Source organism: Corynebacterium bovis DSM 20582 = CIP 54.80, assembly GCF_030408615.1.
Lineage (GTDB): Bacteria > Actinomycetota > Actinomycetes > Mycobacteriales > Mycobacteriaceae > Corynebacterium > Corynebacterium bovis.
This window is the reverse complement of the sequence record NZ_CP047187.1, coordinates 1,235,137-1,248,498: the sequence shown is the minus strand read 5'-3', so window position 1 is coordinate 1,248,498 and position 13,362 is coordinate 1,235,137. Positions and strand designations below refer to the sequence as shown.

The 13,362-nt window shown below is 72.9% G+C and carries 11 protein-coding genes; 9 read left to right on the top strand and 2 right to left on the bottom strand.

Annotated features, from left to right (window positions below; genetic code table 11):
- Nucleotides 1-115 precede the first annotated feature (115 nt).
- The 6 genes from CBOVI_RS04930 (at nt 116) to galE (ending at nt 6,275) form a co-directional block, all read left to right on the top strand.
- Complete coding sequence (locus CBOVI_RS04930; RefSeq protein WP_083826026.1) at nt 116-607, top strand: DUF3099 domain-containing protein; 492 nt, start codon at nt 116-118, stop codon at nt 605-607.
- An 89-nt stretch (nt 608-696) separates the two neighbouring features.
- A complete protein-coding gene (locus CBOVI_RS04925) occupies nt 697-2,541 on the top strand; it encodes a DUF7782 domain-containing protein (RefSeq protein ID WP_083826027.1) in 1,845 nt (614 codons plus the stop codon).
- Nucleotides 2,538-2,999, top strand: coding sequence for a D-aminoacyl-tRNA deacylase (gene dtd / locus CBOVI_RS04920; protein WP_010267827.1), 462 nt, complete (start codon nt 2,538-2,540; stop codon nt 2,997-2,999). The genes CBOVI_RS04925 and dtd overlap by 4 nt, the downstream gene beginning before the upstream one ends.
- A 339-nt stretch (nt 3,000-3,338) precedes the next feature.
- The gene (locus CBOVI_RS04915) at nt 3,339-4,337 is read left to right on the top strand and encodes a sigma-70 family RNA polymerase sigma factor (RefSeq protein WP_010267828.1); all 999 of its coding nucleotides are present in this window, start codon (nt 3,339-3,341) and stop codon (nt 4,335-4,337) included.
- A 244-nt stretch (nt 4,338-4,581) separates the two neighbouring features.
- Entirely contained in the window at nt 4,582-5,271 is a 690-nt protein-coding gene (locus CBOVI_RS04910; RefSeq protein ID WP_029157834.1) for an iron-dependent transcriptional repressor DtxR, read from the top strand.
- 5 nt (nt 5,272-5,276) lie between these two features.
- Nucleotides 5,277-6,275: a UDP-glucose 4-epimerase GalE gene (galE, locus tag CBOVI_RS04905; RefSeq protein WP_010267832.1), complete on the top strand. Its 999-nt coding sequence runs from the start codon at nt 5,277-5,279 to the stop codon at nt 6,273-6,275.
- Here the strand turns inward: galE and CBOVI_RS04900 are convergent.
- Nucleotides 6,232-7,674, bottom strand: a complete 1,443-nt coding sequence (locus tag CBOVI_RS04900) for a DUF4192 family protein (RefSeq protein WP_157998194.1) — start codon at nt 7,672-7,674, stop codon at nt 6,232-6,234. The genes galE and CBOVI_RS04900 overlap by 44 nt on opposite strands.
- 202 nt (nt 7,675-7,876) lie before the next feature.
- Here CBOVI_RS04900 and CBOVI_RS04895 point away from each other — a divergent pair, with 202 nt between their 5' ends.
- Nucleotides 7,877-8,983 (top strand): PAC2 family protein, encoded by a 1,107-nt coding sequence (locus tag CBOVI_RS04895; RefSeq protein WP_010267834.1) that lies wholly within the window; start codon nt 7,877-7,879, stop codon nt 8,981-8,983.
- Between the two features lie 132 nt (nt 8,984-9,115).
- Entirely contained in the window at nt 9,116-11,653 is a 2,538-nt protein-coding gene (locus CBOVI_RS04890; RefSeq protein WP_010267835.1) for a DEAD/DEAH box helicase, read from the top strand.
- A gap of 13 nt (nt 11,654-11,666) precedes the next feature.
- Here the strand turns inward: CBOVI_RS04890 and CBOVI_RS04885 are convergent, their stop codons facing one another.
- Entirely contained in the window at nt 11,667-12,641 is a 975-nt protein-coding gene (locus CBOVI_RS04885; RefSeq protein ID WP_010267836.1) for a hydrogen peroxide-inducible genes activator, read from the bottom strand.
- A 121-nt stretch (nt 12,642-12,762) separates the two neighbouring features.
- Here CBOVI_RS04885 and CBOVI_RS04880 point away from each other — a divergent pair, with 121 nt between their 5' ends.
- A complete protein-coding gene (locus CBOVI_RS04880) occupies nt 12,763-13,359 on the top strand; it encodes a peroxiredoxin (RefSeq protein WP_010267837.1) in 597 nt (198 codons plus the stop codon).
- Nucleotides 13,360-13,362 lie beyond the last annotated feature (3 nt).

Here is a 13,362-nt window from a genome sequence, read left to right as displayed (position 1 = left end):
TCATGCTCTTCAGGGCCGGGCTTTTCCACCCGCGCACCGCAGCGGGGACGGCCGCGCCCGCGCGGGGCCCGTCCGACCTGCCGGGCCGCCGGCCCCGGGGACTACGGTGGTGCACATGTCACGACGGCGCAGACCCGGCAGGCGGGGACGAGGCACGGGACAGGTCTCCCTCATCACCGACGCCCGCCGGTCGCCGCTGGAGAACTGGCACCACCGCCGCCGGGTGTACGCCGCCCTCCAGCTCGCCCGCCTGCCGATCTTCGCCGTGGCCGGGGTGGTCCTGTGGTTGACCCACAACGTCGCTGCGACGGCGGCGATCGGGGCGGTGTCCCTGCCGTTGCCGTGGATCGCGGTGCTGCTCGCGAACGAGAAGGGCGAGGGCGGCGACCCCCGGGAGCGGCGCGTGTACAAGCCGGGGCTCGTCCGGGAGAACCGTGCCCGGATCGCCGCCGAACAGCTCGCCGCGGCCCGCCGCGCCGCCGTCGAGGGTGAGGGCGGCGACGGGACCGACGGCGACGACGGCGGGAGCGGCGACGGGACCGACGGCGGGAACGCCGGCGACGACCACGACGGCGGGGACGGCGTCGACACCCCCTCACCGCGGTGACCCGGCCGGGACGGTACGGTCACCGGCTACCCTGACCGGTGACCACCCAGACCCGGACCCGCGGTCCCCGTCCCCGCAGAGGAGTCACCGTGCCAGACCACGCGCCCACCGGACCGGTGCCGGACCCCACCGCCCCGGCCCTCGCCGACCTCGTCACCGCCCTGCGCGACCGCGGGTACTCGGCGGCGACCGTCTCCCGGGTCCTGGGGCCCGACGGCCTCCGCGCGACGGCGGCCGGGAACCCCGGCGCCGCCGAGTGGTGCCTCGACCGGCGGGCGCGGGCGGCCGACGGGGACTCCCCCCGCGACGCCGGTGACCGTCTCCTCGTCCGGACCTTCCACCTGCGACGACCGGTGGCCCGGACGGCCCTCGCCGCAGTGCTCGGCGGGCCGCTCACCGACGCCCTCGTCGCGTGCGGGGCGCTCGTCGTCGACGGGCCGGGGGCCGACGGACCGGACGCCGGCACCGTCACCCCGGTCATCGACGTCCGCCCCGTCTCCGTCCCGGGGCACGGCGTCGACGGGGACCTGCTCGTCGTCTCCGACGCGGACGCCTCGCTCTCCCCCGGTGTCCCCGGGCCGTCCCACGTTCCCGGGGTCGGCCGGGCCCCGCTGACGCTGCTGTCCCACGTGCCGCCGCGACGGGTCCGCGACCAGCTCGACCTCGGCTGCGGCTCCGGTGTCCTCGGTCTCGCGCTGGACGCCGACCGGACCGTGTGCACCGACATCCACGCCCGGGCCCTCGCCTTCGGGCGGGCGTCGCACCGCAGCCGTCCGGACGCGGTCGTCGAGTGGCGGGAGGGGTCGTGGTTCGACCCGGTCGCCGGCGAGCGCTTCGACCGGATCGTGTGCAACCCCCCGTTCGTCATCGGGCCGCCGGCCGCCGGCGGGGCCGACGGTGACGCCGGTGGCACGGCCTCCGGGGCGGTGGACCGGCTGATCTACCGCGACTCCGGGCTCGCCCTCGACGGCGCCAGTGAGCTCGTCGTCCGCCACGCGGCGGAGCACCTGCGCCCGGGCGGGACGGCCCACGTCCTCGCCGCGTGGGCCACCGGCCCGTCGCAGTCCCCGGCCGCCCGGGTCGCCGGGTGGGTCCCCGACGACGGCGTCTCCGCGTGGGTCGTCGAGCGGGAGTCCGTGACCCCGGTGACGTACGTGGACACCTGGGTGCGCGACGCCTCCGTCGACCCCCGGACCGCCGAGGGGCGCGAACGGACCCGTCGGTGGCTCGACGCCCTCGCCGACGCCGGGGTGGACCGCATCGGCATGGGGGTGGTCCACCTCCGCGCGGTCGACGGCCCGTCGGATGTCGTCGTCGAGCAGGTCACGCGCCCCGACGTCACCGCGATGGGTGAGGAGGTCGACGGGTACTTCCGCCGCGCGGCGTGGCTGCGGGGGCAGACGCCGGAGAGCGTCCTCCGGGCGACGTACCACGTCGCCGCCGACGTCGTCCGCGACCGCGTCGACGTCCCCGGTGGCGACCGCGCCGGTACGGGGTCCCCGGACGGGGTCGGCGACGGGGTCGGCGGGGCCGGTGCGGGTTCGGGGTCCGGCCTCACGGTGTCGCCGTCCGCTCCGCTGACACGGGTGACCCGGACGACCGGCGCCCGCTTCTCGCACGAGATCGACGAGGTCCTCTCGGGGATCCTCGACGCGCTCGGCGCGGACGCCGCCGACACCGTGCCGGTGGGCCTCGTCGCCGAGCTCTACTGCGGCTTCCACGGACACGACGAGGAGGCCGTGCGCGACGCGTTGCCCGGCGTCGTCGTCGACCTCGTCCGGCACGGGATCCTCGTCCCGACAGACCTGGGCGGGGACGCCGGGACCACGACGTCCGGCGACGCCGCCGGCGGCACGGGTACCGGCACCACGACCACGACCGGGCCCGGCGTCGGGACGTCCGGAACCGCACCGACCGGGAGGGGGACGCTGTGAGAGCCGTCGTCAGCACCGTCCGGGAGGCCCGGGTCACCGTCGACGGGGAGGTCGTCGGGAGTGTGACGGGACGGCCCCTCGCGCTGCTCGTCCTGCTCGGGGTCGGCCGTGACGACGCGGAGGACGCGTGGCGCACGGTCTCCCGGAAGATCGCCGAACTCCGCATCCTGCCCGCGGCCGACGACGCCGGGGCCGAGGGGCCGCGGACCGCCGGCGCCGTCGACGTCGGCGCGGAGGTCCTCCTCGTCAGCCAGTTCACCCTCATGGGGGCGACCGCGAAGGGGCGTCGGCCCTCGTGGGCCGCGGCGGCACCGGGGCCGGACGCCGAACCGGTCGTCGCCGCCGTCGCCGAGGATCTGCGGGCCCGGGGGTTGCACGTCGAGACCGGCCGGTTCGGCGCGGCCATGGACGTGGAGTCCGTCAACGCCGGGCCGTTCACCGTCATCGTGGAGGCGTGACCGCCCGGCGCCCACACCCGCACCCGCCGGGTCCTTCGCCCGTACCCGCCCCCGCCGCCGGGTCCGGCACCTGCCGCCGGGCCCCGCACCCACCGCCGCGGGGTCCGTCGGCCCCCTCCCGACAGGTACCCCCGCCCGCGCAGACACCCCCTTTCGCTACCCCCGGCCACGTGTTACGGTGAAGGGGCATACACATTGCGAGCAGGCACGATGCAGTCATTTCGGGAGCCCGGCGCCGACATGACCTCCGACGGCACCGACCGACGGAACAATGTCGCGCCGTTCGCCGTTGTCCCTGTAGATCAATGAGCTTCCGCCGCCTCAGGAGGGCCACCACGCATGAGTAACTCCACGTTCGACATGGACGAGCCGCAGGAGTCCGCGGACAAGCCGGAGGACAAGGGCCGCCGCCGGAGCACGAACGACAACCCCTCCGCCGACCTCGTCCGCGTCTACCTCAACGGGATCGGCAAGACAGCACTGCTCACCGCCGAGGACGAGGTGGAGCTCTCCAAGCGCATCGAGGTCGGTCTCTACGCCCAGCACATCCTCGACAGCGGGGAGACGCTCACCCGTGCCCGGAAGCGCGACCTCAAGGTCCTCGCCCGCGAGGGGCGGGCGGCGCGCACCCACCTGCTCGAGGCGAACCTCCGGCTCGTCGTCTCCCTGGCGAAGCGGTACACCGGCCGGGGGATGCCGCTGCTCGACCTCATCCAGGAGGGCAACCTCGGGCTCATCCGGGCGATGGAGAAGTTCGACTACGACAAGGGCTTCAAGTTCTCGACGTACGCCACGTGGTGGATCCGGCAGGCCATCACGCGCGGCATGGCGGATCAGTCACGCACGATCCGGCTGCCCGTCCACCTCGTCGAGCAGGTCAACAAGCTCTCGCGGATCAAGCGCGAGATGTACCAGCAGCTCGGCCGGGAGGCGACGAACGAGGAGCTCGCCGAGGAGTCCGGCATCGACGAGCCGAAGATCGAGATGCTGCTCAAGCAGTCCCGTGACCCGGTGAGCCTCGACATGCCGGTGGGGTCGGACGAGGAGGCCCCGCTCGGCGACTTCATCGAGGACTCCGAGGCCACGGACGCGGAGGCGGCCGTCGTCGCCTCCCTCCGGCACTCGGACGTCCGGGCGGTGCTCGACACGCTCGAGGACCGGGAGCAGGACGTCATCAAGCTCCGCTACGGGCTCGACGACGGCGTCCCCCGCACCCTCGACCAGATCGGCCGCCGGTTCGGCCTGTCCCGCGAGCGGGTCCGCCAGATCGAGCGTGAGGTCATGGCCAAGCTCCGCGACGGCGACCGCGCGGACCGGCTGCGCGAATACGCCGGCTGACCGGCCCCCGGGTCGCCGGATCCTGCCGGTCCCCGGGCTGACCTGGGTCGTCGGGCCGGGCTCCGCCCCCGGCAGCAGCCTCGGGGACGTGCAGCGTCATGTAGCTTTATGATGGACCGGCACCGCAGACAGCCTCCCGGCGGAGGCGGGGTGCCGTCGGGGCCGGTCGCGGTCCCGACGATGCGGGGACGGGACACCACCTGTCCCCTCTCCCGCACAGAGCACACAGGAGAAAGGCGATCGAGTGAAGGATCTCGTCGACACAACCGAAATGTACCTCCGGACGATCTACGAACTCGAGGAGGAGGGCATCCCGCCGCTCCGGGCCCGGATCGCCGAGCGGCTGGAGCAGTCCGGCCCGACGGTGAGCCAGACGGTCGCCCGCATGGAGCGCGACGGCCTCCTGCACATCGCCCCGGACCGCTCCCTCAAGCTCACCCCGGAGGGCCGTGAGCGGGCGACGGCGATCATGCGCAAGCACCGTCTCGCCGAGCGTCTCCTGACCGACGTGCTCGGCCTGCCGTGGGAGAGCGTGCACGACGAGGCGTGCCGGTGGGAGCACGTCATGGGCGAGGAGGTCGAGCGCCGTCTCGTCGCGGTCCTCGACGAGTACACGACGTCCCCCTTCGGCAACCCGATCCCGGGGCTCGACGTCCTGCTCGGCGAGGACGTCAGCCAGGACCTCTCCGGCACGGTCCGGGCGTCCGACGTCAACCTCTCCTCCCCGACCGCCGCGACGATCGTGAGCATCAACGAGATCGTCCAGGTCGAGCACAAGATCATGGCGAAGTTCGGCACCTACGGCATCGGCCCGGACGCCGACGTCACCCTCGTGACGAACGACGACGGGCTCGTCATCACCAGCGCGAAGGGCGAACTGACGGTCCCGCCGGAGCTCGGCCACGCGATCCGCATCCGCATCCGGGAGGCCTGACCCGCATGGCTCTCCCCCAGGGTTCCCACGTCCTCGTCACCGGTGGCGCAGGGTACGTCGGCAGCGTGTGCGCGCGGGTCCTGCTCGAGCGCGGTCACCGGGTGACGGTCGTCGACGACCTCTCGACGGGCAACCGGGAGGCGGTCCCGGACGGGGCCGCCTTCGTCGAGGGTGACGTCGCCGACGCCGCCCCCGCCGTCCTCGCCGACGACTGCGCGGCGGTGTTCCACTTCGCCGCGCGGTCGCTCGTCGGCGAGTCCGTCGAGCACCCGGCCGCCTACTGGCACGGCAACGTCGTCACCTCGCTCCGCCTTCTCGACGAGATGCGCTCCGCCGGTGTCGACAACCTTGTCTTCTCCTCGACCGCCGCCTGTTACGGCGAGCCGGATCAGGTTCCCATCACCGAGACGATGCCCACGGCGCCGACGAACCCCTACGGGGCGTCGAAGCTCGCCATCGACAACATCATCACCTCCTACGCCCGGGCCTACGGCCTGGGGGCGACGAGTCTGCGGTACTTCAACGTGGCCGGCGCCTACGACGGGTCCGGTGAGAACCGGGTGGTCGAGACCCACCTCATCCCCATCGTGCTCCAGGTGGCCCTCGGCCACCGGGAGTCCGTCAGCGTCTTCGGCGACGACTGGCCGACCCCCGACGGCACCGCCGTGCGCGACTACATCCACATCCGGGACCTCGCCGACGCGCACCTCCTCGCCGCGGACAGCAACGTCCCCGGTGAGCACCGGATCTTCAACCTCGGGTCGGGGTCCGGCTACTCCGTCCGCGAGGTCATCACGACGTGCCGCGAGGTCACCGGCCGGGAGATCCCCGCCGTCGACGCCCCCCGTCGCGCGGGTGATCCCGCGACCCTCGTGGCCTCCTCCGCGAAGGCGACGGAGGAACTCGGCTGGACGCCGACGCGGTCCGACCTCACGACGATCGTCCGGGACGCCTGGGAGTTCACCTCGGCCCTCGGCGACCGCCTCCACGCCGCGCGGCGGTGACCGCCGCCCAGTCGATGTCGTCGGTGAGGCGGTCGAGGACGTCGCCCGCCGCAGCGGCCGCCTCCACGTCGTCCTCACCGTCGGCCCCGGCGCACGACCCGGCGCCGACCCCGTGGTCGGCCCAGAGGTCCAGCCGCATCCCCTCGAGGACCTCCACCGCCGACTCCGCGAGGATGTCGACGATCTCGTGGAGGCGTCCCCCCGCGTAGGAGTCCGCGAGCGCACGGGCCAGGGCCACGGTCACCCGGTCGTCCGGTCCCCCCGGACCGTCGACGACCTCACGCACCGCCCGGGCCGCGGCGCGCAGACCCGCGGGTCCGTCGGCCGTCGCACACCGGTGGAACGCCAGGACGGTGAGGAACCGGCGGCGCAGCGCCCCGGAGCTGGCCCGCACCGCCTCGGCGAGGAGCTCCCCCGCCGCCGGGGAGTGCGCGCTGTAGGCGAGGAGGACCGTCAGCGGGAGCATGTCGAGGCGCATGACCGCGTCCGCCAGCGCCTGGCGGACCCGCACCGCCGAGAGGGTCCCGGCGGGGTCGTCGCCCTGCGTGACCGCGGCCGCGGCGTCGAGCACCACGCCGAGGCTCCGCAACCGGCCGAGCGGCCCCGCCCCGGCGTCCCCGTCACCGGTGGCCGCCCCACCGCCCCGCCGGGGCCGCCACGTCCACGGCCCGTCCCCGGGGCGGCGGGCGTCGAGGGCGCGGTCGACCTCCTCCCGGCTGTCCATCACCCGGCGGCCGGTCGACGCCCGGAACCGGCCGTACGCGTTCTGCGCGGGGTCGGGCACGGTCCCGCTGTCCCCGACCTCCCCGGCCTCCGTGACCTCCCGCCACGGTGCACCGGCCCACACACCGGGCACGGCGTAGACGGCGGTGACGTCGACGGCGAACGTCGCCAGCGTCGCGGTCACCGCGGCGACGTCCGCCGACACGACGTCCGCACGGCCCCCGCCGGCCGGGGTGGCGCCGGGGTCGTCGTCCGGACCGGGCAGGTGCACGTCGTCCGCGTCCCCGGTCACGACGACGCACACGACCTCGGCGCCCGGGAGGTCGGACACGCCCCGCCCCATCGCCGCGGCCGCGGCCGCACCGGCGCCCGTGCCGAGGTCGGCGCGGACGACGGGGCCGATGCAGAAGCGGGTGACCGTCCCGTCGGTGCGGTCGGTGGCCGGGAGCACCTCCGGCGGCGGGACCGACAGGCCGATGAGGACGACCGACTCCGCCGGCGTGAACCCCAGCAGCGCGGGCACCGCCGCCACGAGGTCGCCGGGACTGGACCCGAGCATGATCGTCGAGGCGGCGGGGTCGCCGGACCGGGGAATACCCGGGCCGGGGACGGCGTTGGACGGGTCAGTGGATCGCCCGGGGCCGTGCAGCGGGGCGGTGGTGTCTCGTGAACTCATGGCCGTCATCATCGCCACGCCGCCGTCCTCCCCGGGCCCCGTCGGGGGCATCGCCCCAGCAGCCTGTGGACAACCACCCGGCTGGGGACAACGGTCCGCGCCGACCGCGGAGCGGTCCCGGGCCCCGTCCGGTCCGGCCGGACCGCGACCGCCCTGCTGGTAGGCTGTACGAACATCCTGGATGGAAGGGAGTGCCCCGGAGATGTCTGAGAACAACCGCATGTACGAGCTCGAATACCCCGCACCCATCGGCCGCCAGGCCAACGGTGACGGCGTCACGCTCATCGTGGCCCTCCAGGGCTACGCGGACGCGGGTCAGGCCGTCCAGCAGTCCGGTGTCCACCTCCTTCAGGCCCTGGAGCACAGTCCGGTCGCGACGTTCGACGTCGACGAGCTCATCGACTACCGCTCCCGGCGCCCCGGTGTGACCATCGACCACGACCGGCTCGCCCACCACGAGGAGCTGTCGCTGAGCCTCCACGCCCTGCGTGACACGGAGGACGCCCCGTTCCTGCTGCTCACCGGCCCGGAGCCGGACCTGCGGTGGAACGCCTTCGCCGCGGCGGTCGCCGATCTCGCGGCCCGGACGAACGTGACGAAGGTCGTGTCCCTGTACTCCGCGCCGATGACGGTGCCGCACACGCGGCCGCTCGTCGTGTCCGCGCACTCGTCGAACCCCGAGCTCGTGACGGGGCTCCAGACGTGGGAGTCGCGGCTCATCGTGCCCGGTTCGGCGGCGCTCGAGATCGAGCTCGCCGTGTCCCGCCGGGACATCGACGCCGTCGGGCTCACGGCCCATGTCCCCCACTACATCTCGGCCTCGGACTACCCGGAGGCCACGTACGGCCTGCTCCGGGCCACGGAGACGGTGTCCGGCCTGCACCTTCCGCTGCGCGCGCTCGAGGCGGACATGGAGCGCATCCGCGAGCAGCTGACGGAGCAGGTGGAGGATTCGCACGAGATCGCCGCCGTCGTCTCCGCCCTCGAGAAGCAGTACGACGACGAGGCCGCGAGGATCCGCCGGCGCCGTGAGAACACGCTCCTCGGCCCGGGGGAGCACATCCCGTCCGGTGACGAGCTGGGGGCGGAGTTCGAGCGCTTCCTCGCCGACGTCGCCGACCGCGGGACCGGGGACGACGACGGCGCGGACCCGTCGACCGGCGGGGTGGCCGACGCCGACGGGCCGGGCGCGGGACCGTCCGACGCCGACCGCGACGACGACACCCCCTCCGACGGCGGCCGCCCGGGGGACCGCCGGGACGCGTCGGACGACGACCCCGGCGAGACCGGGCCCGACGGGACGGAGTGACTGTCCCCGACCCCTCCTCCGCCCGGCCCCGACGGCCGGGCCCCCGACCGGCCCACAGGATCCCGCCGGTGGCCGGCGGTCACGGTCCCCGATCCAGCCCACGAGAGCCCACCCAGTGAGAGAGACGCCCCGGTGACTGACGAGTTCCCCCCGATCCCGACGACCCTCTCCGAGCTCCTGCCGGATCTCGACGACGCCATCCTCGCCTCGTTCCTCCGCTGGGCGTCGGACCGCGGCATCACCCCGTACCCGGCGCAGGAGGAGGCCGCGACGGCCCTCGTCGCCGGGGACAACGTCATCCTGTCGACGCCGACGGGCTCCGGCAAGTCCCTCGTCGCGACGGCGGCCCACTTCACGGCCCTCGCCCGGGGCCAGCGCAGCTTCTACACCGCCCCGATCAAGGCCCTGGTCAGCGAGAAGTTCTTCGCCCTGTGCGAGATCTTCGGCCCCGCCAACGTCGGCATGATGACCGGCGACGCGACGGTCAACGGCTCCGCGCCGGTCATCTGCGCCACGGCCGAGATCGTCGCGAACATCGCCCTGCGGGAGGGCGCGGACGCGGACGTCGACGTCGTCGTCATGGACGAGTTCCACTACTACTCGGAACCCGACCGCGGCTGGGCCTGGCAGGTGCCGTTGCTCGAACTGCCCCGCACGCAGTTCCTCCTCATGAGCGCGACCCTCGGCGACACCGACTGGCTGTGCCGGGACCTCACCTCCCGGACCGGCCGGGAGACGACGGTGGTCTCGGGCACCGTCCGGCCCGTCCCCCTCGACTTCCACTACGTCTACACCCCGGTCCACGAGACGGTGGCGGACCTCCTCTCCGAGGGTGGGGCCCCCGTCTACATCGTGCACTTCACGCAGCGCGACGCCGTCGAGCGCGCCCAGGCGTTGACGAGCAACGCCCTCATCACCGACGAGGACAAGGCGCGCATCGTCGAGGCTATCGGCGACTTCCGGTTCACCACCACCTTCGGCAGGACCCTGTCGCGGCTGCTGCGGAAGGGCATCGGCATCCACCACGCCGGAATGCTGCCGAAGTACCGGCGGCTCGTCGAGAAGCTGTCCCAGCAGGGCCTGCTGAAGGTCATCAGCGGCACCGACACCCTCGGCGTCGGCATCAACGTCCCGATCCGGACGGTCCTCCTCACGGGCCTCGCGAAGTTCGACGGCACCCGGACCCGCCTCCTCCGGTCCCGGGAGTTCCACCAGATCGCCGGGCGGGCAGGTCGCGCCGGCTACGACACCGCCGGGACCGTCGTCGTGCAGGCCCCCGAGCACGAGATCGAGAACGTGCGGTTGCGGCGACGGGCGGGATCCGACCCCGCGAAGCAGCGGAAGCTGCGGAAGAAGTCCGCACCGAAGGGGCAGGTCACGTGGTCGGAGAGCACCTTCGACCGGCTGACCGCCGCGGAGCCGGAGAACCTCGTCAGCCAGTTCCGCGTGTCGACGTCGATGGTCCTCAACGTCGTCGCCCGCGACAGCTGGACGTACGGGGCACTCCACCACCTGCTCCGGACGAACCACGACCCGCGCCCGAAGCAGAACGCCCACATCCTCACGACGATCGGCCTGTACCGTGGCCTACTCAGCGCCGAGGTCGTCGAGGAGTTCGACGCCGACACCCCCAGCGGCCGGGACGCCCGGGTGACCGCCGAGCTGGACCGCGACTTCGCCCTCAACCAGCCCCTCTCCCCGTTCGCGCTCGCCGCCCTCGACCTGTTCGACCCGGAGAGCGACACCTACACGCTCGACGTCATCAGCACGATGGAGTCCGTCCTCACCGACCCCCGGCACATCCTCCTCGCCCAGCAACGGCAGCGCCGGGGCGAGGAGATCGCGGCGCTCAAGGCGGAGGGGGTGGACTACACCGAGCGCATGGCGCTCGTCGAGGACGTCACGTGGCCGAAGCCGCTGGACGAGGAGCTGCACAACGCCTTCGAGATCTTCTGCGAGGGCAACCCGTGGGCCCGCGACTTCGAGCTCAGCCCGAAGTCCGTGCTCCGCGACATGATCGAGCGGGCGATGACGTTCTCCGACCTCGTGGCGACGTACGGCCTGGCCCGCAGCGAGGGGGTGGTGCTGCGCTACCTCACCGACGCGTGGCGGGCGTTGTCCCACTCGGTGCCCCGGGACCGGCGGACCGAGGAGCTCGACGACATCATCGTCTGGCTCGGGGAGCTCATCCGGCAGGTGGACTCGTCCCTCGTCGACGAGTGGACCGCCATGGCGGACCCGGACACGCCGGTGACCGAGGAGCAGGTGCGGGAGCGGGCGTTCGGCGTCGGCGACCCGTCACTGCTCAGCTCGAACCCGCGGGCCCTGCGCCGGATGGTGCGCAATCACTTCTTCCGGCACGTCGAGCTCTTCGCCTTCGAACGGGAGGACGACCTCGCCGGGATGGACGCCTACCTCGACGACGCCCCGGACTGGCCGGAGGCGCTCGACGACTACTTCGCCGAGTACGCGGACATCGGTGTCGACGCGTCGGCCCGGTCGGCGGACATGATCCTCATCACGGAGTCCGACGACGGGTGGCACGTCCGCCAGATCCTCGACGACCCGGAGGGTGACCACGGGTGGGCGTTCGAGGGCACCGTCGACCTCGCCGCGACCGACGAGGCCGGTGAGGTGCGGCTGCGGGACCTGCGCGTCATCCGCGGCTGACGGTCCCGCGCGGTCACGCGGCCGCGGTGAGGAACCGCTCGAGGACGACGCGCGACTGGTCGACCGAGACGGTGAAGGCGTCGGTGATGATCTCGCCGACCGTCGCGAACTCCTCCGCCCGGCTCGAGCTCGTCCGGTAGCACAACGCGATGGTGCGGCCGACCGGGTCACCGGTGTGGTCGAAGGTCGCCAGGGCGATGCCCGGCCGCTGGCATTCGGAGGCCACCGCGCTGACGGGGACGAGCGTCGCCCCGAGACCGCCCGCGACGCACTGGACGACGGTGGACAGACTGGCCGCCCGGGTCGCCGAGCGGCGCGGGTCGTTCGTCATCGGCACCGTCCGGCACAGGTCGAGGACCTGGTCGCGCAGGCAGTGGCCGTCGTCGAGCAGCAGCAGCTCGAGCGAGCCGAGTTCGTCGACCGTGACGTCACGCCGGCCCGCCATGGGGTGTCCGTCCGGAAGCACGAGGACGAACTCCTCCCGGTAGAGTTCAATGGTCCGGAACCCCGGGCTGTCCGCGGGGGCGGCGACGACGGCGACGTCGATGGTGCCCTGCCGCAGCGACTCGGTGAGGTGGGTGGTCTTCTCCTCGATGATGCGCGGGGACAGGTCGGGCGTCCGCGCGGGCATCGTGCGGAGCAGTTCCGGGAGGATGAAGGGGGCGACCGTCGGGATCATCCCGATGTTCATGGGGCCGACGAGACCACCGTGCGCACCACGCGCGTGGGTGACGAAGGCGTCGAGGCAGTCCAGCGTCGCCTGGGCGTACGGCAGCAGCTCCTCCCCGACCGCGGTGACGATGACCTTGCGCGTCGACCGCTCGATGAGCTGCACCCCGAGCCCGTTCTCGAGCGCGGCGAGCGCCTGCGACAGTGAGGGTTGCGAGATGCCGAGGCGGTTCGCCGCCGTCCCGAAGTGGCGGTGCTCCGCGATCGTGGCGAAGGTGCGCAGCTGCGCGATCGTCGGCCGATACTCACGATTGTTCATGCCTATCACTCTACACCACACCCAAAGGAATGTCTTTTTGACGGCGCGCGGCCACGCTGGCATGATGGGGACCGAGTTCAACTGACCGAACCCGGCACGTTCTAGTACAGGAGGCAACAACTTGTCCATCCTCACCATCGGTGACCAGTTCCCCGACTTCACCCTCACGGCCCTGCGCGGCGGCGACCTCCGCGAGGTCAACGCCAGCCAGCCCGAGGACTACTTCGAGACCGTCACCAACCAGTCCTTCGCGGGCAAGTGGCGCGTCATCTTCTTCTACCCGAAGGACTTCACCTTCGTGTGCCCGACGGAGATCGCCGCCTTCGGCAAGTTGGACGAGGAGTTCCAGGACCGCGACACCCAGATCATCGGCGGCTCCATCGACAACGAGTTCGCGCACTTCAACTGGCGCGCGACGCACCCGGAGCTGAAGGAGGTCCCCTTCCCGATGATCTCCGACATCCGGCACGACCTCATCCGCGCCCTCGGCGTCGAGAACGCCGACGGTGTCGCTGACCGGGCGACCTTCATCGTCGACCCGGACAACGTCATCCAGTTCGTCTCCGTCACGCCGGACGCCGTCGGCCGCAACGTCGACGAGGTCCTCCGCGTCCTCGACGCCCTCCAGTCCGAGGAGGTCTGCGCCTGCAACTGGGAGGCGAACGACCCGACCAAGAACATCAACAAGATGTCCGAGCTCAAGGAAGGGCTGAAGTAACAC